Raw genomic sequence first — 23,701 nt, 5'->3', positions numbered from 1 at the left:
TCTATTCGGTCGAGCCCGTTTCAGCGCCGTTCTCGATCGGACACTCCTCCGCGTGGAGTTCGAGACTGCCCTGGGCGACGTTCAGCGGGTTCCTGAGATCGTGGCTGACGACCCCCGCGAACTCCTCCAGTCGATCGTTCTGGCGCTCGAGTTCGCGCTGATACCGACGTCGCCTGGTGATGTCGCGGATCGCGTGGATCGTTCCGGTGAACGCCCCGTCCTCGAGCGGAAGGAGTTTGGTGTGGACGTCGTGGATACGTTCCTCACCGTCCGCATTCCGAAATTGCACGTGGTACTTCGCCCGTTCGCGGTCGACCGACGAGGAGAGAAGCGCCCGGACCTCGTCGGTGTACTTGTCGATCACCCGTTCGTCGTAGTAGCCGCGTTCGACGAGGTCCGGAAACCGGGTCCCGAGCAGTTCGTCGATATCCTCCGCGAACGCGTTGGCGAACTCGTCGTTGCACCAGACGATCGTCGCGTCCGCATCGAGGACGAAGAGGGCGATCGGCGCGAGTTCGACGATCCGTTCGTACTGGGAGAGTTCGCGCTCCCGTCGCTTTCGGTCGGAGATATCACGGATCACGGCGGTAGAACCGGCGAATTCGCCCCGCTCGTCGGTCAGAACGGTCACGTTCGCTTCGCCGATCCGCTGCTCGTCGCCAGCCCCGACGAGGACTTCGAACCGAGCGGACTCGCGGCCGCTCTCGTGCAGTCGTCGAACCGTCTTGACGCCGCGTTCGAGCGACGCTCTGCTGATGAACTCCGTGATGTGTTCCCCGAGAACCTGCTCTCGGTCGACGTCGTGTAGCTCGCAAAACGCCTCGTTCGCGACGGTGCACCGCCCCATCTCGTCGAGGACGTACATCGGGTCGGTGATCGACTCCACGAGGGTCCGGTAGCGCTCGAGTTCACGTTCACTCTCTCGGCGTGCGCGGGCCGTGCGTCGCCGATCGACGGCGTTCTCGATGCGGTTCGCGAGGACGGTGTACCGATCCAGTCCGGGCCCCTTCTGCAGGTAGTCGGTCACGCCGGCCGAAATCGCCTCGCTGGCGATCTCCTCGGACCCCGTTCCGGTAAACAGGATGAACGGTAACTCGGGACGGTCCGCACGAACCGCCTCGAGCAACTCGAGACCGTCCATCCCGGGCATATCGTAGTCGCTGACGAGACAGTCGAGATCGTCGCCTTCCGTCATTCGAGAGAGGGCCTCGCGGCTACAGCCGGCGGTCACGACGTCCAGTTCGTCGCTCGTTCGCTCGAGCGCGGTCGCCGTCAGTGACCGGACGTCCGGGTCGTCGTCAACACAGAGGACGCGGATCCCGGCAGACATTAGTTAGCCCCCGTTTGGGCGCCAGCGTATAATAGTATACGGCCGAGAACGTACTCGAGACACGAGGGTCACGGCCTCGAGACGGACGAACCCCGCTCGACGCCGGTACGACCGCCCACCTCACGTCGCACTCGTTTCGCACGGCTTTTGTGGACGCGCCCGCTACGTTTCCTCGAATGATCTCGAAGGGCTGTGAGCAGTGCGCGAAAGGCGGCAAGATGGTGCTGTTCGTTTACGGTTACTGCGACCAGCGTGACTGCTTTTACTGCCCGCTCGGCGAGAACCGCAAGAACGTCACCGACGTCTACGCCAACGAGCGACTCGTCGAGAGCGACGAGGACGTTCTCACGGAGGCCCACCGGATGGACGCGCTCGGCACGTCGATCACCGGCGGCGAACCGCAGGAGGCCCTCGACCGGACCTGTCACTACCTCGAACTGCTGAAAGACGAGTTCGGCGAAGACCATCACACCCACCTCTATACGGGTATTCCGGGTGGTCGCGAGAACATGCGCCGCCTCTCCGAAGCCGGCCTCGACGAGATTCGGTTCCACCCGCCGCTCGAGCAGTGGGGCGATCTCCACGGCACCGAGTGGGAGGAGATTCTCTACATTGCCCGCGAAGAAGGGCTCACCCCGGCGTTCGAAATCCCCGGCATTCGCGCCGAAGCGGAGTTCCTCGAGTTCCTCGACGAAGGCGCGGCCGACTTCTGTAACGTCAACGAGTTCGAGATGAGCGACGGGAACTACCGCCGGATGCAGGAGGAAGGCTTCGAACTCAAGGAAGATCACATGAGCGCCGTCGAAGGCTCCCGCGAGGACATCCTCGAGGTGATGGGCGACCACGAACGGGTCTACTTCTGTACCTCCGTGTTCAAGGACGCCGCCCAGCACCGCCGTCGCCTGAAGCGCATGGCGCGGAACATTCGTCGGGAGTTCGACGACATCACCGACGACGGCACGCTCGTCTACGGGAAGACCCGCGCCGATCCGGAGCGCTTCGAAGCGCTGGGCGTCCCCGAGGAGTTCTACACCGTCAAGACGGACCACGTCGAGATCGCCTGGTGGCTCTTGGAGGAGATGATCGACGAGGGCGATCTCGAGGACGGCGAGATCGTCGAGCAGTATCCGACGTACGACGGGCAGGTCGTCGAGCGGACGCCGCTGGCGTAAGTAACGTACCGCGAGCGAACGGAGTGAACGAGCGGCTTTTAGGTCAGATTTTTCGAGGAGGATGAGCGAAGTCAGGAACTCGATGAGCAAACCGGTTGCGGCCGGCGATTCGAATCGATTGGGCAGACGATAACGACCGTTTCGCTGCGTTCAATAGTGGAAGATCGCCATTATCGAGGCTCTACAGTGCGGTCTAGCGGAAAACGGGGGACCAGCTACTTATCGAGGGTGTAGTAATGGGGACTGCCCCGGACGAATCGGTTACGATGCAATTCCGAACACTCGCAGTCGTTGCGGTTGCCCTCCTCGTGGTCCTCTCGGGGTGTGGTTCCATCGGGGGGACACAGCCCGACGAGCCGTCGAACGAGTCGGACGTCGAACTCGAAGACGCGGACCCCGACGAACGCGGCGACAACAACGAAACGAGCGACTCCGACGCGGAGGATGAACCGGCGACGGACGACGAAGACGAGACCGCGGACGCGGAGTGGCATCCGCCGAAGGAACCGAACCGACCGCTGGAAGACGAGCGCGAGGATCGGATCAAGTCCGTCGAGTTCGTCGACAAAGAGCCCGCCGAGGACGGCGAGGGCTACTCGAACTTCAACCTCGAGGTGGTCGCCAACACCAGTATGGAGAACGTCGATCCGCCGGAACACGGTGACGTGATCGGCGAGCCGTACTTCTTCGTCAAGATCAACGAAGACGAGCAGAAGCTCGTCGAACGCACGGGAGAGGTCCAGATGGACGAAAACGGCACGTACCATATCGAGGTTCGGCCGGCCGGAATCGAAGAGTTCGGCGAGGGGTCGCTGACCGTCGAGGTCTTCCTGATGGATGAGGACAAAGACTGGGACGACATCTATGCCTCCGTGGGCACGGACATCCACTTCAATCCGGAGACGGAGAGCGATGTCGACGACGCTAACGATTCGGAAACGGAAAGCGACGCTGACGACGCTGACGACGTTGACGATTCGGAAACGGAAAGCGATACCGACGACGCTGACGATTCAGAAACGGAACCCGACACCGAGGACGATACCGATTCCGAGACGGACGAGCGCTGAGTGGTCCCGGCCGATCGAAACCGGCGGTTCGAACCGATCAATCGAGTTCGGTCGGATCGACTTCGGGGAGCGTGATGAGGTTTTCCCGACCGATCCGGAGTTTCTCGATGTCGCCGTCCTCGTCCATCTGCGAGAGGAGTTGGGAGACCTTGGCGTTCGACCAGCCGGTCTCTTTGACGATCGAGGCCTGTTTCATCCGGCCGCCGTTCTGCGTGAGCATCCGAAGGACGCGTTCCTCGTCGCTCAACAGTTCGGGATCGATCTCGTCGTCGGGCGTCTCTTCGTACTCGAGTCGCGTTCCGGCGGCGTCCATCGGCTCGTCGACCGCACCCGGACCATCGGCTCCCGACTGAACTACGGTACCGCCGGTAGTGTCTGCTGCACCGCCCTGTTCGTCTGGCCCGTCTCGAGCGACGGTCCGCGAACGTGTGCGAGTGAGGAATCCGAAGGGGCCGAGTTCGGTGATTCGATTCGGAAGGCGCTCGAGAGGGGAGGGGACGTCGATCCCCTGGTTTCGACGAGCGAGGAGATAACTCCCGATGGCGACGACGAACACGATTCCGACGACGCCACCGATCAGCCAGTTCGAGATGCCGCCGGCGGGCCCGGCGCCGCTGCCGCCGCTGCTGCGGACGAAGACGATCTCTAGTTCGTGGTCGCTGAACTGGTAAGAACCGTCCCAGTCGAGCTGTGTGGGGGTCTCGAGGGCGTAGTCGTTCGGATACTCGATGACGAGGCGCTGCATCTCGTTCAACGAGAGCCAGACGCCACTGTCGGTCTGGAAGGCGTCACCGACGTAGAGTCGGTCGTTCTCGACCGTCGCGAAGTTGGTCCAGGTAAGCGAGTACGTAATGGTACCGACGCGAACCTCTTCGCCCTCCTCGGTATCGATCGCTTCCCCGTCGACATCGTCGACGTCGTCGACGGACTCGACGCGGGAGTCGTCCCAGCCGGCGTCTCGAATCGTCATCTCACGGTCGGTTCGATCCGCGGCCTCGCTCGCGCGGTGTTCGAACTGCCGGGGATCGACGTTAGGGTCGCGTTCGCCCGCCGAAAGGGCCTCGGCGTAGTCGCGAAACTCGTCGACGGACTCGTCGTCAGGCAGGATGAAGCGGCTCTCGATCGACCAGTGGGCATCGCCGTTGTCGTCAATCTCGATCCGTAGCACCTGTTTCGCACCGGCTGCCGCGGGTGGATCCTCGAAAGTCAGCGATGGAGACAGATCCGCGGATGAGGCTGACTGCGGGGTGTCCGACGCCGAAACCGAGGGAGTGAAAGCGTCCGGGGTCGACGCGGGAGCGTCGGTACCCGTCGGTGTGGGGTCGTGCGGGGACGCCGACGGCGCGGCGGCCACCACCCCCACGGAGGACATCACGAGGAGGGCTGTGAGGGCAAATGTAATCGCGGTGGATAACCGCATGCGTACCAACCGGTGGTTTCCCCGGGGAAAAAACACTTTCCATCGGAAAATAACGCGTTACTATCGGGTGGAAACTCCGGTATCAGCACCGAAAACGCCCGTTAGGCGCTCCCTCCACAGGTGCGACCAGTTTTTGTATCAGGAGACCATACGGTGGGGCGATGAACAGTGCGACACCCGTCGTTCTCGCGATGTTGCTCGTCACTTCGCTTCTCGCGATGCCCGTCATCGCGGTGGGGCCGGAAGCCGACGACGCGACACGCGACGCCCCCGACTCGCAGTTCCAGCAGCTAACCCTCCAGCAAGCCTCCTCGTCGCCGGTCGAAGCAGAGGACACGACGAACCGTCTCCAGCTTTCCGGTGAGATCAGGGACGAACGCACCACCTACGGAACCGATCTCGGGCTGGCACTCGCCAGTGTAGACGATCACCTCAGGGTGGATCACGAACAGTACACCATCGTCGACAGCGAGTTCGACGACGCAACGGCGGACGAACGGAAGAACATGGTCAGAGAGGCCGACAACCGGATCAGCGAGCGAACCGAGGCGCTCGCAGAGCGCGAGCGTGAGGCCGTTCAAGATCACGCAGCCGGTGACAGCACCGATACCGAGCTCATACAGACGCTGTTGCGCAACTACCACGAGGCAGCGGTGCTGTGGGACGCACTGGACGAACTCGATAACGACAGAACGGATGCGATTCCGGGCTACGGGCTGTCGAACAAGCAGGTCCGAGCCGACAAAGCGGCGCTCGACCTGCATCAGACCTCACTCCGAGCGTCCCTCGATCAGGCGAGCCAATCCTCCGGCTGGGACGAGCAGCCGGACGCCCGAATCCAGACGTCAGAAAACGGCTACAGCCTCTCGATGATCGAGGGAGATATGTACGTCCTCGAGACGGTTCGGTTCGACAACCGAAACACATCCGCGGAGAACCAGTTCGAGGAGTACTCGAACTCCGAGACGATGGAGGCCGCAACGGAGCACTATCCGTGGGCGGGCGGTGAACAGAGCTGGTCGAGCTTCAACGATTACGGCGAGCAGCACCTCTATTTCGTCGAAATGGAAGACGATCGGAACCATCTCGAGGTCTACCTCGACGGCGGGACCGGCGAGGTTTACCGCGAATCCCAGGAACTCGCACTCGACTCACTGCCCGAAGACGACAGCGAATCGTGGATCAACGACGGCCTCGAACTCACGCTCACGGAGACGCCCGTCAACGGGCCGGTCGAAGTGAGGGTGACCGACATGGTGTCAGGCGAACCCGAGAGTGCGACGGTTTCGATGAACGGTGAAGTACTCGGCGAGACCGACGACGACGGCACGCTGTGGCTCTTGCCGCCACTCGGCGAGTACCACGTGACGGTCGAAACGGACTCCGGAAGCGTCGACACGGAGACATCGAATACCCGACCGTAGTTGGCCGAGCCGCACCTTTATATTGGAACGAGCGGCCACGATGGGGCGTGTCACGTCGCCCGAGTGGGCCGTCGATTTCCGACCGAAACTGCCATCACAGAAGCGGCTGCCGCGGCACGGATTGTAGTAACTGGACGAGATCCGGCTTCAGCGGTCGGGCGGTCAGCCGACTCGTCGGCGTTCTCGCGCTACTCGCGGTGACCGTTTTGCTGGCAACTATCGTCGCAGTCGGTGCCAGTACGTGGTCACTCGAGTCCGGCGGGCCGACTGCGGCGTTCGACCTCGCGGTCGACGGCGAGGAGGCGAGGGTGGTACTCGACCACCTCGAGGGCGATGCGATCGACGTGACGGAGCTGTCGATGCGGATCACGGTAAACGGCGGCGAACTGGCGAACCAACCGCCGGTGCCGTTCGTCGGCGCGGAGGGGTTCGACGGCTCACCGACGGGGCCGTTCAATTCGAAGTCCGATTCCGAGTGGCGGACTGGGGAACGCGCGGGCGTCACCGTCGCCGACACGAACGATCCGACGATCGAGTCCGGCGATGCGGTTGCCGTCACGCTCGTCGTCGACGGATCTCGGGTAGCGACGCTCGAGACGACGGCGACGTAACGACGTGTGAACCGCCTCGGGGTCAAGCCCCGAGGCACTCGGCCTGCTCCGCCGGTAGACCGACAGGGCGAGTCGGTAACCAGTGATTACTCCGGTGCGCGACCGATCGTCGTGATCGCGACGTCCGGTTCGTAGGTGGGGCCCATGAACGCGTGTTTGACGTCCTCGAAGCCGGCCCGTTTGAACATCCGATCGGCCTCGTACTCGTCGTAGAAGAGCATGATCGAGTCGGCGAGCTTCTGTGCGAGAAGGTTGTCGGGATAGTTCGGACCGACGACGAGCACCTGGCCGCCGGGTTTCAGGACGCGGCGGAACTCCCGGAGCGCGAGGATCGGGTTCGGCCAGTACTCGATCGATCCCGACGACCAGACGACGTCGAAGGTGTCGGTCGCGAACGGCAGTCGTTCGGCGTCGCCGCGGTGGAAGTGGACCGGCGGCGCTCGCTTGCCGAACTTCGCGTAGGCCTGCTCGAGCTGGTGTTCGCTCTGGTCGAGGGCGTACACCTCGTCGACGTGCTCGAGCAGTCCTTCGGTCGCGAAGCCGGTGCCACAGCCGACGTCGAGAACGGTCGTATCGTCCTCGAAGTCGAGCAGTTCGAGGGCGTCGGCTCGCATCTCCTCGTTCCAGATGAAGGGATTGACCTGATCGTAGACCTGCGAGAGGTACTTGTAGAACAGTCGGGCTCGGGCCTTGTTCTCGAGGATTCCCATTAGGGGTGGATTTTATCCGGATCGGGATATGTCTGCTGTTCCCGTCGGTCACGAAACGTGATTACTCGATACGGACCGACGCGGTTGGGGAGGGTATTTCCGGATGACTTTCGCAACTACCATATACGCGCCCTTGTAAACGTCCACCCGCTTAGAGTATGCCGAGGCCAGAGGTTCTCGAACGAATACAGTCGGCGGAGGAGGAAGCCGACGAGATCGTCGCATTGGCACAGAACGACCGCGACGAGCGAATAGCCGAGGCCCGGAAACGTGCCGAGGAGATTCGCACGGAAGCGGAACAAGAAGCGCGGGATCTCAAGGAGCGCCGGCTCGAAACGGCGCGCGACGAGATCGACGAGGAGTGCGAACGCGTCCTCGAGGAAGGAGAACAGGAGCGTGCGGCGCTAGCCGAACGTGCCCAGGATCGGGTCGACGAAGTGACGGACCACGTCGTCGAACTGTTCCAGGAGGACGTCCATGCTCAGACCTGAACGGATGAGCAAGGTCTCGGTGGCCGGTTCCAAGGGCGTCATGCCCGCGGTCATCGAGACGGTACACGGACTGAACCTGGTTCACCTCTCGGATTACGACGGCACCTGGGAGGGGTTCGACAACGGGAACCCCATCGAAGGAGCCGACGACGCCTCCGAGAAACTGGTGACCGTCCGCGCCCTCGAGAGTACCCTGGAGCTGTCGGCCGACGAGGCCGAGCCGGGGACCCTCGAGGAGAACTGGGAGGAGCGTGTCGAGGAGATCCGAACGCGGGTCAACGAACTCGACGACCAGCGCAGCGAGATCCGTGAGGAGCTCCGACAGGTCGAGGAAAAGATCGGTCGCGTCGCTCCCTTCGCGGAGCTCGGAATCGACCTCGACCTCCTGTCGGGGTACGAGACGGTCGACGTCGTCGTCGGCGAAGGGCCGCTCGGCCAGGTCGAAGACGCCGTCGCCGCGTCCGAGGAGATTCGAGCCTACGAGACGTTCACCGGTGGCGACATCGTGGCCATCGTGGCTGCGCCCACCGAAGACGCCGGTTCGAATCCGACCGACGACGCGCTCGTCGGCGTCGAGTTTACCCGGCACCCGGTGCCGGAGACCGACCAGGCGCCGAGTGCGTACGTCGACGACCTCGAGGAACGGAAACGCGAACTCGAGTACGAGGTCGAAGATATCGACGCGGAACTCGAGCAGATCAAGACGAACGAAGCCGGCTTCCTCCTGCGCGTGGAGGAAGAGCTGACCATCGAGGTCCAGCAGGCGGAGGCGCCGCTGCAGTTCGCGACGACGGATCGCGCGTTCATCGCGGAGGGATGGATCCCGAGCGACAGGTACGACGAATTCGTCGCCGATCTGAACGACGCCGTCGGTGACAGCGTCGAGGTCGAAGAGCTCGAGCGTGCGAGCTACGACCGCCACGGCAAGACCCACACGGAGGATATCCAGCAGGGTGCGCCGGCCGCAGAAGACGACGAAGAGGCGGCGTCGGAGGACGGCCAGCAAAAGGCCGTCACCGACGGCGGCACGGCGGTGACGATGAACGATCAGCCGCCGACGATTCAAGACAATCCGTCGGCAGCGAAGCCGTTCGAAGCGCTGGTGAAAGCGGTTAACCGACCGAAATACAATGAACTCGACCCCACGATCTTCCTGTTCCTGACGTTCCCGCTGTTCTTCGGCTTCATGATCGCCGACGTCGGGTACGGGCTCCTGTACGTGTTGATCGGCTTCTACATGTACCAGAGCTTCGACAGCCCCGGGATCACGAGTCTCGGCGGCGTCGCGATGTGGGCGGGCGCGTTCACGATCTTCTTCGGCATCATGTTCGGAGAGATCTTCGGCCTCCACGAACTGGGCTACATCCTGTTCGATGGTCATCCGCCGATGGAAGACAAGGGCCTCTCACCCGCGACTGAGAACTTCGCTCTCACGTGGGTCGTCGTGAGCGTCCTGCTCGGCGTGATCCACCTGAACATCGCGTACATCCTGGATTTCATCGAGAATATCCAGCACGGCCACGGTCTCTGGGGGGCGATCACCCACAGCGGCTCGTGGATCTTGATGCTCAACGGGCTCTGGATCTGGGTGTTCACGCCGCAGGGAGCGAGCGCGAAGCCCGACTTCCTGTTCGAAATCTTCGACGGCGCGGCGTTCAACTTCGGGTTCAGCAGCTTCCCGATGATGACGCTGGTCGACCTGCCGATCGCCGGCGGATTCGAACTCACCCTTCCAGTAGTGATGATCCTCGTCGGGATCGTGCTACTCGCAATTGGTGATCCCGTCGAACTCGCGGAGTTCGCGATTCCGTTCGCACACGGCGTCTCCTACGCCCGAATGGCGGCAGTCCTGCTCGCGAAGGGCGGGATGGCGTTCGTCGTCAACCTGCTGGTGTTCGGCGGCGTCGAGACCGAAGAGGGAACGCGACCCTTCCTCGCCCCATGGACTGACTACACCCACGAATCCGGCGAAGTGATGTTCGAAGGCCTGATCCACATGGGTCCGATCGCGCTCGTCTTCGGCCTCATCATGTTAGTAGTCGGACACATCGTAGTCTTGCTGCTTGGTATCACAAGTGCCGGATTACAGGGTGTGAGACTCGAGTACGTCGAGTTCTTTGGGAAGTTTTATGAGGGCGGTGGAAAGAACTACGAACCGTTCGGACACGATCGAAATCACAGCGAGGATTGAATACAATGGAACTTGAAATCGCAGAACTGGCAAATGTCGTACTGCAGAACGGAGAAGCAACTGAATCGCCATCTCTCACCGGCCCTGGTGCCGCAGCCCTGGCCGTCGGACTCGCCGCGCTCGGTGCCGGTTACGCCGAACGCGGAATCGGAGCGGCCGCAGTCGGTGCGATCGCTGAGGACGACGACATGTTCGTCCCAGGCCTGATCATGACCGTCCTACCAGAGACGCTCGTGATTCTGGCACTGGTCGTCGTCTTCATCGTCTAACAACCGCGTCCCCTTCTCTCACCAATGAGTTTAGACACAGTCGTAGAAGACATTCGAGAAGAGGCCCACGCGCGTGCGGAGGACATCCGCGCTGAGGGCGAAGCGCGCGCCGAAGAGATTGAATCGGCCGCCGAGGAGGAGGCCGAGGAGATTGTTGCGAGCGCAGAGCAAGAGGTTGAGCGTGAAATAGAACAGTTGCATGAACAGCGACTCTCCAGTGCGAAACTGGAGGCGAAACAGAAGCGCCTGGAGGCCCGCCGTGACGTCCTCGGCGACGTTCGCGAACAGGTCGAGGACGAGCTCGCCGCCCTCGAGGGAGAGACCCGCGAGGAACTGACGCGAACCCTCCTCGACGCAGCGAGCGACGAGTTCGACGAGGGCGACGACGTCAACGTCTACGGCCGCGCCAGCGACGAGGAACTGATTACGTCGATCCTCGACGATTACAACGGCTACGAGTACACCGGCGAGTACGAGTGTCTCGGTGGCGTCGTCGTCGAGAGCGGCCAGTCTCGAGTCCGGGTCAACAACACGTTCGACTCGCTACTCGAGGACGTCTGGGAAGACAACCTCCGGGATATCAGCAACAGACTCTTCGAACAATGAGTGTAGGCGCCTCGAATCCGGAATACGTGAACGCTCGCGTTCGGTCACGCCGAGCCTCGCTGTTCGCGGACGATGACTATCGGAAGCTTATCCGGATGGGGCCGAGCGAGATCGCACGGTTCATGGAGGAGACAGAGTACGAACGCGAGATCAACGCGCTCGGCGCCCGATTCTCGGGCGTCGACCTGATCGAGTACGCCCTGAACCGGAATCTCGCAAAGCACTTCCAGGACTTACTCGACTGGTCGGAGGGGCGACTCTACGACCTCATCTCCCGGTACCTCCGGAAGTTCGACGTCTGGAACCTGAAGACGATTATCCGCGGGATCTACACCGAATCCGATCCCGAGGAGATCCGGACGGACCTGATTATGGCCGGGGAACTCGACGAGTCGACGATCGACCGTCTGCTCGAGGTCGATGCGATCGAGGACGCGATCGAAGTCCTCAACCGGACGATCTACTACGAGCCCCTCTCCGCGGCCCACGAGGAGTTTGAAGAGACGGGCGCACTCGTCCCTATCGAAAACGCCCTGGACCGGGAGTTCTACGAGCACCTGCTCGAGGACGTCAGCCAGCAGTACGGCGAGCCTGAGGAAGGGGCAGAAGCGCTCTACATCGAGTTCCTGCAGGCGGAAATCGATTTCCGAAACCTCCGGAATGCGTTGCGCCTCGCACGGAGCGGCGCCAACCTCGACCCGGCGGCCTACTACATCGAGGGCGGCGTCCTGTTCGACCAGGCGGAACTGAGCCGTCTCATCGGCAACGAGGACGAACTCGTCGAGCATATCGCAGAGAACAAACGGTACGGGGACCGGCTGTCCGGGGCCCTGGATCGGCTGCGCGAAGCTGACAGCCTTATCCAGTTCGAGCACGCACTAGACGCTGCGTTGCTCGAGTACGCGGATACGCTCTCGAGCATCTACCCGGCCTCGATCTCGGCCGTGCTGTCGTACATCCTCGCCAAGGAGCGCGAGGTCGAGAACATCCGTGCGATCGCTCGCGGTCGAGAGGTCGGCCTCGAGGAAAGCGAGATCGAAGAGGAGCTGGTGATCCTATGAGTCAGGAAATCGCAGTCATCGGCAGTCCGGAGTTCACGACCGGTTTCCGCCTCGCGGGAGTCCGTCGCTTCGAGAACGTCCCGGACGACGAGAAGACGTCCGAACTCGACGACGCCGTCACGGACGTCCTCGACGACGACGGCGTCGGGATCGTCGTCATGCACGACGACGATATGGAGTTCCTCTCGCGGAACGTCCGCCAGAACGTCGAAACGAGCGTTGAGCCGGTCGTCGTCACGATCGGCAGCGGAACCGGTGGTGGCGGACTGCGCGACCAGATCAAGCGTGCGATCGGTATCGACCTGATGGACGAAGACGAATAACAAACTATGAGCCAGGCAGAAGACACCCAGACCGTCGACGAAGACGGTGTAATCGAAAGCGTGAGCGGTCCAGTCGTGACCGCCGCGGACCTCGACGCCCGGATGAACGACGTCGTCTACGTCGGTGACGAAGGGCTGATGGGCGAGGTCATCGAGATCGAAGGGAACCTGACCACGATTCAGGTCTACGAAGAAACCTCCGGCGTCGGCCCGGGCGAACCCGTCGAGAACACGGGCGAACCGCTTTCCGTCGACCTCGGACCGGGCGTGCTGGATGCCATCTACGACGGTGTCCAGCGCCCGCTCGACGTGCTCGAGGAGAAGATGGGGACGGCGTTCCTCGACCGGGGGGTCGACGCCCCCGGGATCGACTTCGAGACGGAGTGGGAGTTCACCCCGACCGTCGAGGCCGGCGACTCGGTCGAACCCGGCGACGTCGTCGGTGAAGTACCCGAGACCGAGAGCATCACGCACCGCGTGATGGTCCCGCCGGACTACGAGGGCGGCGAGGTGACGTCGACCGAGAGCGGCTCGTTCACGGTCGACGAAACCGTCGTCGAACTCGACTCCGACGAAGCGATCACGATGCACCAGGAGTGGCCGGTTCGCGAGGCCCGTCCCGCAGACACGAAGGAGACGCCGACGATCCCCCTCGTCTCGGGACAGCGAATTCTCGACGGTCTCTTCCCGATCGCGAAAGGTGGGACGGCCGCGATTCCCGGTCCGTTCGGCTCCGGGAAGACGGTCACCCAGCACCAGCTCGCCAAGTGGGCCGACGCGGACATCGTCGTCTACGTCGGCTGTGGTGAGCGCGGCAACGAGATGACCGAGGTCATCGAGGACTTCCCGGAACTGGAAGACCCGCAGACGGGCAAACCGCTCATGTCCCGGACGTGCCTCATCGCGAACACGTCCAACATGCCGGTCGCAGCCCGCGAATCCTGTATCTACACGGGGATCACCATCGCGGAGTACTTCCGCGACATGGGCTACGACGTCGCGCTGATGGCCGACTCCACCTCCCGGTGGGCGGAGGCCATGCGCGAAATCTCGAGTCGACTCGAGGAGATGCCCGGCGAAGAGGGGTATCCCGCGTATCTGGCGGCGTCGCTCTCGGAGTTCTACGAGCGCGCCGGCAAGTTCCAGCTGCTCAACGGTGACGAGGGATCGGTGACGGCGATCGGTGCCGTCTCGCCGCCCGGCGGTGACTTCTCGGAACCCGTCACGCAGAACACCCTGCGTATCGTCAAGACGTTCTGGGCGCTGGACGCCGACCTCGCGGAGCGTCGGCACTTCCCGTCGATCAACTGGAACGAGTCGTACTCGCTGTATCGACAGCAGCTCGACCCCTGGTTCCGCGACAACGTCGCGGAGGACTGGCCGGAGGTTCGCCAGTGGGCGATCGACGTCCTCGACGAGGAGGCCGAACTGCAGGAGATCGTCCAGCTCGTCGGCAAGGACGCCCTGCCGGAGGACCAGCAGCTGACCCTCGAGGTCGCACGCTACCTGCGTGAAGCCTGGCTCCAGCAGAACGCGTTCCACGACGTCGACACCTACTGCGACCCGAAGAAGACCTACCGGATGCTCCAGGCGATCCGGACGTTCAACGACGAGGCCTTCGAGGCGCTCGAGGCCGGCGTCCCGGTCGAGGAGATCCAGGAAGCCGACGCCCTCCCGCGACTGAACCGGATGGCGACGGCGGAGGAGTGGAACGAGTTCATCGACGAACTCGAATCGGATATCGAATCGCAGATCAGAAGCCAGTACTAACGATGAAAGAGTACCAAACAATCACGGAGATCAGCGGCCCGCTGGTGTTCGCCGAAGTCGACGAACCCGTCGGTTACGACGAAATCGTCGAGATCGAAACCGACGACGGACGAACGCTTCGCGGACAGGTGCTGGAATCGAGCGAAGGCGTCGTCGCGATTCAGGTGTTCGAAGGGACGGGCGGTATCGACCGCAACGCGTCCGTTCGATTCCTGGGCGAGACGATGAAGATGCCCGTCACCGAGGATCTCCTCGGACGGGTGCTCGACGGGTCCGGGAACCCGATCGACGGCGGCCCGGAGATCGTCCCCGACGAACGCATCGACATCGTCGGCAAGGCGATCAACCCCTACTCCCGGGAGTATCCCGAGGAGTTCATTCAGACCGGCGTCTCCGGTATCGACGGCATGAACACGCTGGTTCGCGGCCAGAAGCTGCCGATCTTCTCCGGCTCCGGACTGCCACACAACGACCTCGCACTCCAGATCGCCCGGCAGGCGACCGTGCCGGAAGAAGAGGAAGCGGGCGACGACGACGAGGGCTCGGAGTTCGCAGTCATCTTCGGCGCGATGGGGATCACCCAGGAAGAGGCGAACGAGTTCATGGACGACTTCGAGCGGACCGGCGCGCTCGAGCGCTCGGTCGTCTTCATGAACCTCGCGGACGACCCCGCAGTCGAGCGGACGGTCACGCCGCGACTCGCGCTGACGACAGCGGAGTACCTCGCCTTCGAGAAGGACTACCACGTGCTCGTCATCCTCACCGACATCACGAACTACTGTGAGGCGCTTCGTGAGATCGGTGCCGCACGTGAGGAGGTTCCGGGCCGACGTGGCTACCCCGGATACATGTACACCGACCTGGCACAGCTCTACGAGCGCGCCGGTCGAATCGAGGGCAAGGACGGATCGGTCACGCAGATTCCGATCCTGACGATGCCCGGCGACGACGACACCCACCCGATTCCGGACCTGACCGGCTACATTACGGAAGGCCAGATCGTGATGGATCGGGACCTCAACAGCCAGGGGATCGAGCCGCCGATCAACGTCCTGCCGAGCCTGTCCCGGCTGATGGACGACGGGATCGGTGAGGGGCTGACCCGCGGCGATCACGGCGACGTCTCCGACCAGATGTACGCCGCGTACGCGGAGGGTGAGGACCTGCGCGACCTCGTGAACATCGTCGGTCGCGAGGCACTGTCCGAACTCGACAACAAGTACCTCGACTTCGCCGATCGGTTCGAGGAGGAGTTCATCCAGCAGGGGTACGACACCAACCGCTCGATCGACGACACGATCGAACTCGGCTGGGACCTCCTGTCGGAGCTCCCGAAGGAGTCCCTCAACCGGATCGGCGAGGACCTCATCGAGGAGCACTACCGCGAAGACGAGACCGAAGCCGCCGAAGTTTCGGCCGACTGATCGCCGCGGTTTCGTTTTGTTGTTCCGTTTCCCTCGATTCGCGCTCCGAATAGCCGATCGGCCGTCTCGGACGGCACACGGTGAACCGGGCATTGCCCGTTCGAAGCACATGACAATATTTATTTCATACTGAACAACACGTTTCGATATGGACGATCGCATTTCACGGCGACGACTGCTCTCCACGGCGACGGCTGGCGGTCTGACGATCGGCGTTGCCGGCTGTCTCGACCAATTCGACGGCGAATCGGACGACGGTGACGACTCGTCCGACGCCGGAAGCGGACCCGAAAGCGGTGACGACGAGAACGGCGACGAGAGCGAGATATCCGCCTGCGAGGCCGGGACCGCGTTCCTCGAGTCGACGTTCGACGGGCAGTTCGAGGAAGCCGGTGAGTACTACCCATACGAGTATCTCGAGTCGTACGACCGAGACTACTTCGTCGACTACCTCGAGAACCGGTTCGCCGAGACCGTCGACGGCTACGAGCTCGCGGCTGCCGACTGTGCCGAGTCGACGGACGACCACAACGTGATCGAGGAGGCCGACGACGAACTGGACGCCGAGGTGACGGACGGCGAGTGGCTCACCTACGACCTCGACCTCGAGACCGACGGGGAGACGGTATCGGAGATGATAGACGTACTCGCCGTCGAGATCGACGGGACGTGGTACGCCGGGGTCGTCGATATCGCCGTACAGGACGCGGAGGTGACGGTCGAAATCGCGGAGGACGGTCAGATCATCGACGCGGACGCAGATGGCGAGGCTGCAGCGGTCGTCGTCTCGGTGCTCGACGAGAACGGAAATGCGGTCCCAGATGCGACGGTGATCGCCAGCGAAGGGTCTGCGGAACTCGACGGTCCCCTGCGGGCAGACGCGGGAGTCGTCGACGACGACCTCGAGGGGTCCTACGACGACCTCGAGGATCATCAGGCGGTGCTGAACTTCGACGGCCGCCAGTCGCTTCGTGAAGACCAGGATATCGGCACGATCGAACTGGACGTCCTGCCGCCGTCCGACAGCAACTATCTCGACGAGCAGCCGAACCCCGAAGTTCGGGTCGTCAGAGACTGACGGCGGATTCTGCAGGGGTTCTATCGATCCGGAGCCCGTCACTGCCGTTCGAGCCAGAAGACGTCCTATTCCGACCGAAACTTCTGTACGTATCCCCGATGAAGGAGCGGTTGGTGTGGTATGTATGCACAAACCATTGCTCACGACGGAGTTTCTCGACCGGGCGCGGACGCACTACGGCGACGACGAGGCGGTGGTCGCCACCACGGGTGAGCGGTTCACCTACGACGAACTCGGGGAGCGCGCCGATCGGTTCTCGGCGGCGCTGCAGGAACGCGGCATCGAGAAGGGCGATCGGGTCGCCGTCCTGGATCCGAACACGCACTACCACCTCGAGGCCGCCTACGGAATCATGCAACTCGGCGCGGTTCACACGCCGCTAAACTATCGGTTGACACCCGACGACTTCGAGTACATCCTGTCGGACGCCGGCGTCGACGCGATCTACGCGGACTACGACTACGCCGAGAACATCGAGGCGATCCGCGACGAGGTGCAGACGGAGACGTTCGTGACGAACGATTCGGACGCGGTGGAGGGTCAATGGGAGGAGTTCGACGACGTGCTCGAGGACGCCGGGACGGAGTACGACCGCCCCGAGATGGCCGAAGACGAGATCATCACGATCAACTACACCTCGGGGACGACGGGCGATCCGAAGGGCGTCTGTCGCACCCATCGCTGCGAGACGATCCACGCCTACCTCACGGTGGCCCACCAGCAGATAACCGACGACGACGTCTACCTCTGGACGCTCCCGATGTTCCACGCGAACGGCTGGGGACACATCTTCTCGGTGACCGGGATCGGCGCGAAACACGTCTGCACGCGCGGTATCGACGCCGGGGAGATCTTCGAGACGGTTCGGAGCGAGGACGTCTCCTACATGTGCGGCGCGCCGACGGTGTTGAACATGCTCACTAGCCACTACGAGGATCACGAACCCGAGACGACCGGTGAGGCGGACGTTCGGCTGGCGACCGCCGGCAGCGCGCCGCCCGAGGCGACGATCCGAACCGTCGAGGAGGAGTTCGGCTGGTACATGAAACACGTCTACGGGGCGACCGAGACGGGGCCGCTGATCACTACCGCCGACGCGCGCCGACACTTCGACGACGACAGCGACGATCGATTCCGAATCAAGAAACGACAGGGTCTGGCCTTCCTTGGAACCGAGATCCGCGTCGTCGACGAAGAGGGAACCGACGTCCCTCGCGACGACGAGACGCTGGGCGAGATCGTCGTCCGGGGCAACCAGATCATGGAACAGTACTGGGAGAAGCCCGAGGCGACCGCGGAGGCCTTCTCCGACCGCGTCGAGGGCTACTACCACACCGGCGATCTCGCGACGATAGACGAGAACGGCATGATCGCGATCCAGGACCGCAAGAAGGACATCATCATCTCCGGCGGCGAGAACATCTCGAGCATCGAACTCGAGGACACGCTGTTCGATCACGACGCGGTCGCGGACGTCGCCGTCATCCCGGTCCCCAGCGACGAGTGGGGCGAGACGCCGAAGGCGTACGTCGTCCCCGCGAACGGTGATCCCGACGATCCGGGCGTCACCGAGGAGGAACTCTTCGGGTTCACTCGCGAGAACCTCGCGGGCTACAAGGCAGTCCGGCGGTTCGAGTTCGTCGACGAATTACCGACGACCGCGACCGGCAAGATCCAGAAGTACGAACTCAGGCAAGAGGAGTGGGAAGACGAAGAGCGAATGGTCGGGCAGGGATGACAGCCGTCAAGTCGTGAACGGGAGCACGGGTCGCCCTCTTCGAGCAGACGCCCCGCAGCGCCGTCGACGATCAGGGCGCCTTCGGTGCCGAGGGTAGGTACCGCTACCGATCGTAGCGGTCGGCGTCGTCCGGACGCGTTCCCCATCCCGATTCTGTTCCCTGTTCGTCAGGGTCGGTCCTCGCCGCGTCCGCACCCGAACTCGACCGCGATCCGCCCCGTCCGCCACGTTCTTTCGCGAGTTGTTCCGCGTCCGAACGATCGACGACCGTCGGGTTCGACGTTTCATTGTCGATTGCCAGCCATAGAACGAGTGGAATCACGAGGGCGAACAAGAGGACGAGGAGAAAGACGAGACCGAACATGGGTACGTTGTCGCTCGAGACCCAGACACAAAGAATTTATTGGGTGACAGGAATCGGAACGTATGAAGGACGAAAATCACGGCTGTCCCAAGTGTGACCACACGGAAACCGAAATCGACGAGATTTCGACGACCGGTACCGGGTTATCGAAGTTTTTCGACATCCAGAATCGGAAATTCATGGTGATCAGTTGCACCAACTGCGGCTACTCCGAACTGTATCGGGGCCAGTCGTCGGGGACCATGGTCGATCTCTTCCTCGGGTGAGTTTGCGCTCGAGCGGTAGCCGTCGCCCAGAGCAGTCAGGGAAACTGTAAACAGTTATCCGACTGGGGGCGTAATCCCCCCACAAGATGGCCAAGGACGTCAAGCCCACCCGCAAGAACCTGATGGAGATCGAGGATCGGATCGAACTCTCCGAGCGGGGGCACGGGACGCTCGAGAAGAAACGGGACGGGCTGATCATGGAGTTCATGGACATCCTGGACAAGGCCCAGGACGTTCGCGGTGACCTCGCACAGGACTACGAGGACGCCCAGAAGAAGATCAACATGGCTCGGGCCATGGAGGGCGACGTCGCGGTCCGCGGGGCCGCCGCCGCACTCCAGGAACACCCCGAGATCACCACCGAGTCGAAGAACATCATGGGCGTCGTCGTCCCGCAGATCGAGTCCTCTCGCGTCTCGAAGAGCCTCGATCAGCGCGGCTACGGGATCATGGGGACCTCCGCCCGAATCGACGAGGCCGCCGAGGCCTACGAGGACTTGCTGGAGAGCATCATCCTCGCCGCCGAGGTCGAGACGGCGATGAAGAAGATGCTCCGCGAGATCGAGACCACCAAACGGCGCGTCAATGCCCTCGAGTTCAAACTCCTCCCCGACCTCTACGACAACCAGGAGTACATCGAGCAGAAACTCGAGGAGCAAGAACGCGAGGAGACCTTCCGCCTGAAGAAGATCAAGGAGAAGAAAGAAGCCGAGGAGAAAGCGGAGCGCGAGGCCGAGGCCGAGGCGGAGGCCGAAACGGCCGACGAAGAGACGGGCACGGCCGAACCCGACATGGAGCAGTCGACTGCGGGTGGCGTTCCGGGCGGCGACTGATCGGTTTTCACTCTCTCAGATGGCCTGTTTTGCCTGTAGCGCACCGGCGATCGCGTTTTCTATCCCCGAAGAGTACCGCGAGTACGCACCGGCGCAGTCGCCGGCGGCGACGTGCTGTACGCGCTGTCTCACCGTCGAGCCGGCGGACGACGAGGTGCTCGAGGAGCCCGACTTTACACGCGTGAGTAACGCGTTTCCGACGGGCGAGGCGGCGATTCCGCTCGCGCTCACGGTGGAGTTGTGTTCCTCGCTCGCGACGAACCGGGCCGCAATCGAGGAGTTGCTCGAGGCGGTCGAACGCGCGGGAACGGATCCGCTGCTGGTGCTCGATCGGCTCGTCGACGACCCCGAACTCGAGCCGGCGATCGATCTCGAGCGGCGACGGCATCAGCTCGAGCAGTTGTTGTACTAATCTCGTTGAGCACGGTCGTCGAATCCGTCTCTGAAAGATGGTCGCGGAGTATCCGTTCAGTACAGGTGAGAGACGAACTACTTCGGACCGATCGAACCACGTGCGGTGGCGTGCGCTGAGCCGTGGTGAGCGACGAGTGAACCACGGCTCGAAGTCGTGCGAGGTCTTCGTGAACTCGTGAACGAAGGCGTGGGAGACGCGAAGCGTCTTCCTGTGGATGAGGGAGCGAGCCTGCGAGCGAGCGAATCGGCTGGGGAGGACGTGGAAATCATCGCCGCCAGTATGAGCACTTCGCTCAATCTCACCACTATCGTAACAACTGAAACGATTTACACACTGATCGCAACGCCGTCCTGCGATCAGGTGTGCATTGACTTTCAGTGGCTACGATAGTCTCTGCGAAAGCAGATTCGGCAAGTACACTCGTGCCGTGAACGTACTCGAAACCCAACAGAACCGCGACTACTTCCCGGTCGGCGTCACGTTGTCGTTGACCGCCTGTTTCACCTGCAACGCCGCGCTGGCGGCCAGTCCGCGGGCGACCTCGCTCCGCTCGTCGGCGGTGATAACCTCCTCGCCGGCCGCGACGTCCTCGAGGTCCGGCGTAAACCCGGCGCTGACGGCGTGGCCCACCGGCGGACGGACGGCGACGGTGACCTGGGGACCGGTCATCCCGCTCGAGATGTCGGAGTCGACGACGTACTCGCTGGGGAGGAACTCGCGAGTGCGGGCAGCGATTCGCGAGACGTCACGGTGGAGTAGTCGCTTCTGATCCCTCGAGAGGTCCGGAACGTCCGCCGCGGCACGCTGACCAGCACCCGTTTCTCCCGGCAGCCCTGCGTACGGCGTATTTCCGTTCATAAGATGTGTGTGCCGGTAGCAATGCGCTGACGGGTCAAAAGGATTCGCCTTCGGACAATCCGAGCGGGTTGCGTACACTCGATCGAGAGGCCGTCCACGGCGAACGGTGCAGTGCTCGGTCCCGTTCGGCCGCGATCGATCGGCATCGTTCAACAGATCGGCTCGCTCTCGCCGTAGACGGCGAGGACGAGCGCCGTCGTGTGCGTGCCTGACTCGGCCTGCGTGCTCTCGACGGCGACTCGTGGCTCGGTGAACTCCCAGTCCCGAAGCTCCTGACCCGCGCTCAGTCCCTCGCGAACGCGTCGTTCGACGTCTGCGCGGTCCGTCTCGCCCGCCGTCTCGTAGAACAGCCCCGGTCCGTCGTCGACCGACTGGGACCACGCGAGCGCCGCGCTCGCGCGACCCGGGCCGGCGACGGTGGCTCGAGCCTCGACGACGGTCAGTCGCTCGCCGGCCGGGCCGAGGTCCGGGGCCGTGCCGACGGCTTCGACGTTCACGTCCGCCGGAATCACGGAGGAGACCGAGACGAGGTTGTAGTTCTCGACGCCGGCGTCCGCGAGCGCGGCGTCGTAGGAGGACATCGCCGTGGGGCCGGATGCGGCCCCCCAGACGACTCGAATCGTGCTCATACTCGCGTTCGGGGACGGACGCCGTAAGGCGTTGCGATCCTGTGCTAGCGAGGTGATCGAGAACTCGTTCGAGACAGCGGGAGTGTTTTTCGAACAGACTCGACTCTACCAAAGACACGTGTCCCGCTCGCGCTGGCAACGCTGAGTGCCACGTCCTCCCCAACCGATTCGCTCACTGGCTCACGGCATGCGCCGTTCGCCTTTCGAGGCGCTCCCGCCGGTCGCGCCTCGCAGCCAGCGCGCGCCACCGCACGCGGCTCGATCGTCTCACGTAACGAGTCGGCACTATCCGGATCGGAACGGTCTCCTCAGAATACGGCACTGTAACGGCGCTACGAACGAAACCGAAGCCCTACTGATAGAAGTAGCCGGCCGAGGAGATGACGTCGCTCGAGTCGTCTTTCTCGATCTTCTCCAGCGCCTCGACGAAGTCCTGGTGGTGGACCTGCTCGCGGTCGTTACGAATGGCGAACATGCCGGCTTCGGTGGTGAGGCTCTCGATCTCGGCACCGGAGTAGCCGTCGGTGTCGTCGGCGAGGTTGCCGAAGTCGACCTCGTCGGAGACGTTCATGTTCCGGGTGTGAATCTCGAGGATCTGCTCGCGGCCGTCGCGGTCGGCCTCGGGCACTTCGATGAGGCGGTCGAACCGGCCGGGGCGGAGGATGGCGCGGTCGAGCATATCGAAGCGGTTGGTCGCGGCGATGATGCGGATCTCACCGCGGGCTTCGAAGCCGTCCATCTCCGAGAGGAGTTGCATCATCGTCCGCTGGACCTCGGCGTCGCCGGAGGTTTTCGATTCGGTCCGCGTCGTGGCGATGGCGTCGATCTCGTCGATGAAGATTATTGCCGGTTCGCGTTCGCGGGCCATCTCGAAGAGGTCCCGGACGAGGCGGGAGCCCTCGCCGATGAACTTGCGGACGAGTTCCGAGCCGGCCATCTTGATGAAGGTGGCGTCGGTCTCGTTGGCGACGGCCTTGGCGAGCATCGTCTTGCCGGTCCCCGGCGGCCCGTAGAGCAGGACGCCGCTCGGCGGCTCGATGCCGACCTCGTGGAACAGTTCGGGTTCGGCGAGCGGCTGTTCGACGGCCTCGCGGACCTCGCGAACCTGCTCGTCGATCCCGCCGATGTCGTCGTAGGTGACTTCCGGCTTCTCGGTGATCTCCATCGACTGCGCGCGCGCGTCGGTCTCGGCGTTGAGCACCGTCTGAATCGCGAAGGAGTCGTTGACCGCGACGCGGTCGCCGGGATCGACTTCCTCGACGATGCGCGGGGAGACGTCCGTGAGCACCTCCTGGTTGTTGCCGTGCTGTTTGACGATGACCTCGTCGCTCTCGAGGACGTCCTCGACGGTGGCGATGTACAGCGAGGAGCTCTTGAGCGTCTCGTTTTCGCGTTCGACGCGGTCGACGCGGTCGTGGAGGTCCTGGCGCCGCTCCTCGGCCTCCTCGAGTTGTTCGGAAAGCTGTTCGTTTACCTCCGCGAGATCCGTAAAGTGCCCGCGGAGCGCCTCGAACCGCTCGTCGTCGGGGAGATCGGGATCGATATCGCGGTGAGGTCGGTCTGGGATAGACGGGCTTCGAGACATCCTGACGTACGCTGGTAAGTCCCCGACGATAAATGTGCCTTTGGGTCCCGGACGGTTTTCGAA

The 23,701-nt window shown here is 63.1% G+C and carries 24 protein-coding genes; 17 read left to right on the top strand and 7 right to left on the bottom strand.

Annotation, left to right across the window (positions count from 1 at the left end; translation table 11 throughout):
* Window position 1 precedes the first annotated feature (1 nt).
* Window positions 2-1,330 (bottom strand): PAS domain S-box protein, encoded by a 1,329-nt coding sequence (locus tag ACSFC7_RS00120; protein WP_436345647.1) that lies wholly within the window; start codon window positions 1,328-1,330, stop codon window positions 2-4.
* Window positions 1,331-1,506: 176 nt separating this feature from the next.
* Here ACSFC7_RS00120 and ACSFC7_RS00115 point away from each other — a divergent pair, with 176 nt between their 5' ends.
* Complete coding sequence (locus ACSFC7_RS00115; RefSeq protein ID WP_436345645.1) at window positions 1,507-2,502, top strand: radical SAM protein; 996 nt, start codon at window positions 1,507-1,509, stop codon at window positions 2,500-2,502.
* Window positions 2,503-2,768: 266 nt separating this feature from the next.
* On the top strand, window positions 2,769-3,572 hold the full coding sequence (locus ACSFC7_RS00110; RefSeq protein ID WP_436345643.1) for a hypothetical protein: 804 nt from the start codon (window positions 2,769-2,771) through the stop codon (window positions 3,570-3,572).
* A 37-nt stretch (window positions 3,573-3,609) separates the two neighbouring features.
* Here the strand turns inward: ACSFC7_RS00110 and ACSFC7_RS00105 are convergent, their stop codons facing one another.
* A complete protein-coding gene (locus ACSFC7_RS00105) occupies window positions 3,610-4,782 on the bottom strand; it encodes a helix-turn-helix transcriptional regulator (protein WP_436348032.1) in 1,173 nt (390 codons plus the stop codon).
* A 371-nt stretch (window positions 4,783-5,153) separates the two neighbouring features.
* Here ACSFC7_RS00105 and ACSFC7_RS00100 point away from each other — a divergent pair, with 371 nt between their 5' ends.
* Complete coding sequence (locus ACSFC7_RS00100; protein ID WP_436345641.1) at window positions 5,154-6,416, top strand: DUF7096 domain-containing protein; 1,263 nt, start codon at window positions 5,154-5,156, stop codon at window positions 6,414-6,416.
* A gap of 47 nt (window positions 6,417-6,463) precedes the next feature.
* On the top strand, window positions 6,464-7,027 hold the full coding sequence (locus ACSFC7_RS00095) for a type IV pilin (RefSeq protein ID WP_436345639.1): 564 nt from the start codon (window positions 6,464-6,466) through the stop codon (window positions 7,025-7,027).
* Window positions 7,028-7,113: 86 nt separating this feature from the next.
* On the opposite strand, the gene ACSFC7_RS00090 is transcribed toward ACSFC7_RS00095, so the two are convergent.
* Complete coding sequence (locus ACSFC7_RS00090) at window positions 7,114-7,737, bottom strand: methyltransferase domain-containing protein (RefSeq protein WP_436345637.1); 624 nt, start codon at window positions 7,735-7,737, stop codon at window positions 7,114-7,116.
* A gap of 158 nt (window positions 7,738-7,895) precedes the next feature.
* Here ACSFC7_RS00090 and ahaH point away from each other — a divergent pair, with 158 nt between their 5' ends.
* The 10 genes from ahaH (at window position 7,896) to ACSFC7_RS00040 (ending at window position 18,688) form a co-directional block, all read left to right on the top strand.
* Complete coding sequence (gene ahaH, locus ACSFC7_RS00085) at window positions 7,896-8,228, top strand: ATP synthase archaeal subunit H (RefSeq protein WP_436345635.1); 333 nt, start codon at window positions 7,896-7,898, stop codon at window positions 8,226-8,228.
* Window positions 8,215-10,419 carry a V-type ATP synthase subunit I gene (locus ACSFC7_RS00080; RefSeq protein WP_436345634.1) on the top strand — a complete coding sequence of 735 codons (2,205 nt, stop codon included), beginning with the start codon at window positions 8,215-8,217 and terminating at the stop codon, window positions 10,417-10,419. The genes ahaH and ACSFC7_RS00080 overlap by 14 nt, the downstream gene beginning before the upstream one ends.
* Before the next feature lie 5 nt (window positions 10,420-10,424).
* Window positions 10,425-10,688: a hypothetical protein gene (locus tag ACSFC7_RS00075; RefSeq protein WP_436345632.1), complete on the top strand. Its 264-nt coding sequence runs from the start codon at window positions 10,425-10,427 to the stop codon at window positions 10,686-10,688.
* A 24-nt stretch (window positions 10,689-10,712) separates the two neighbouring features.
* On the top strand, window positions 10,713-11,294 hold the full coding sequence (locus ACSFC7_RS00070; RefSeq protein ID WP_436345630.1) for a V-type ATP synthase subunit E: 582 nt from the start codon (window positions 10,713-10,715) through the stop codon (window positions 11,292-11,294).
* Window positions 11,291-12,355 carry a V-type ATP synthase subunit C gene (locus ACSFC7_RS00065; protein WP_436345628.1) on the top strand — a complete coding sequence of 355 codons (1,065 nt, stop codon included), beginning with the start codon at window positions 11,291-11,293 and terminating at the stop codon, window positions 12,353-12,355. The genes ACSFC7_RS00070 and ACSFC7_RS00065 overlap by 4 nt, the downstream gene beginning before the upstream one ends.
* Window positions 12,352-12,678, top strand: coding sequence for a V-type ATP synthase subunit F (locus tag ACSFC7_RS00060; protein WP_436345626.1), 327 nt, complete (start codon window positions 12,352-12,354; stop codon window positions 12,676-12,678). The genes ACSFC7_RS00065 and ACSFC7_RS00060 overlap by 4 nt, the downstream gene beginning before the upstream one ends.
* Window positions 12,679-12,684: 6 nt before the next feature.
* Window positions 12,685-14,448 (top strand): ATP synthase subunit A, encoded by a 1,764-nt coding sequence (locus tag ACSFC7_RS00055; protein WP_436345625.1) that lies wholly within the window; start codon window positions 12,685-12,687, stop codon window positions 14,446-14,448.
* 2 nt (window positions 14,449-14,450) lie between these two features.
* Complete coding sequence (locus ACSFC7_RS00050) at window positions 14,451-15,872, top strand: ATP synthase subunit B (RefSeq protein WP_436345623.1); 1,422 nt, start codon at window positions 14,451-14,453, stop codon at window positions 15,870-15,872.
* A gap of 148 nt (window positions 15,873-16,020) precedes the next feature.
* Window positions 16,021-16,950: a DUF7382 domain-containing protein gene (locus ACSFC7_RS00045; protein WP_436345622.1), complete on the top strand. Its 930-nt coding sequence runs from the start codon at window positions 16,021-16,023 to the stop codon at window positions 16,948-16,950.
* A 124-nt stretch (window positions 16,951-17,074) separates the two neighbouring features.
* A complete protein-coding gene (locus ACSFC7_RS00040) occupies window positions 17,075-18,688 on the top strand; it encodes a long-chain-fatty-acid--CoA ligase (RefSeq protein ID WP_436345620.1) in 1,614 nt (537 codons plus the stop codon).
* Window positions 18,689-18,791: 103 nt separating this feature from the next.
* On the opposite strand, the gene ACSFC7_RS00035 is transcribed toward ACSFC7_RS00040, so the two are convergent.
* Window positions 18,792-19,052: a hypothetical protein gene (locus ACSFC7_RS00035; RefSeq protein ID WP_436345618.1), complete on the bottom strand. Its 261-nt coding sequence runs from the start codon at window positions 19,050-19,052 to the stop codon at window positions 18,792-18,794.
* Window positions 19,053-19,114: 62 nt separating this feature from the next.
* On the opposite strand from ACSFC7_RS00035, the gene ACSFC7_RS00030 reads away from it, so the two are divergent.
* The 3 genes from ACSFC7_RS00030 (at window position 19,115) to ACSFC7_RS00020 (ending at window position 20,563) form a co-directional block, all read left to right on the top strand.
* Window positions 19,115-19,318 (top strand): zinc ribbon domain-containing protein, encoded by a 204-nt coding sequence (locus ACSFC7_RS00030; RefSeq protein ID WP_436345616.1) that lies wholly within the window; start codon window positions 19,115-19,117, stop codon window positions 19,316-19,318.
* 86 nt (window positions 19,319-19,404) lie between these two features.
* On the top strand, window positions 19,405-20,151 hold the full coding sequence (locus ACSFC7_RS00025) for a V-type ATP synthase subunit D (RefSeq protein WP_436345615.1): 747 nt from the start codon (window positions 19,405-19,407) through the stop codon (window positions 20,149-20,151).
* Between the two features lie 19 nt (window positions 20,152-20,170).
* Window positions 20,171-20,563: a DUF6276 family protein gene (locus ACSFC7_RS00020; protein ID WP_436345613.1), complete on the top strand. Its 393-nt coding sequence runs from the start codon at window positions 20,171-20,173 to the stop codon at window positions 20,561-20,563.
* Between the two features lie 462 nt (window positions 20,564-21,025).
* Here the strand turns inward: ACSFC7_RS00020 and ACSFC7_RS00015 are convergent, their stop codons facing one another.
* The 3 genes from ACSFC7_RS00015 to pan2 all read right to left on the bottom strand — a co-directional run bounded on the left by ACSFC7_RS00015 (window position 21,026) and on the right by pan2 (window position 23,638).
* Entirely contained in the window at window positions 21,026-21,424 is a 399-nt protein-coding gene (locus ACSFC7_RS00015; RefSeq protein ID WP_436345612.1) for a DUF5811 family protein, read from the bottom strand.
* A gap of 149 nt (window positions 21,425-21,573) precedes the next feature.
* A complete protein-coding gene (locus tag ACSFC7_RS00010; protein WP_436345611.1) occupies window positions 21,574-22,053 on the bottom strand; it encodes a pyruvoyl-dependent arginine decarboxylase in 480 nt (159 codons plus the stop codon).
* 352 nt (window positions 22,054-22,405) lie between these two features.
* Window positions 22,406-23,638 (bottom strand): proteasome-activating nucleotidase Pan2, encoded by a 1,233-nt coding sequence (pan2, locus tag ACSFC7_RS00005; protein ID WP_436345610.1) that lies wholly within the window; start codon window positions 23,636-23,638, stop codon window positions 22,406-22,408.
* Window positions 23,639-23,701 lie beyond the last annotated feature (63 nt).

This window comes from Natronorubrum halobium (assembly GCF_051351675.1).
In the GTDB taxonomy this organism is placed as follows: domain Archaea; phylum Halobacteriota; class Halobacteria; order Halobacteriales; family Natrialbaceae; genus Natronorubrum.
This window is presented reverse-complemented; position numbering and strand designations above follow the sequence as displayed.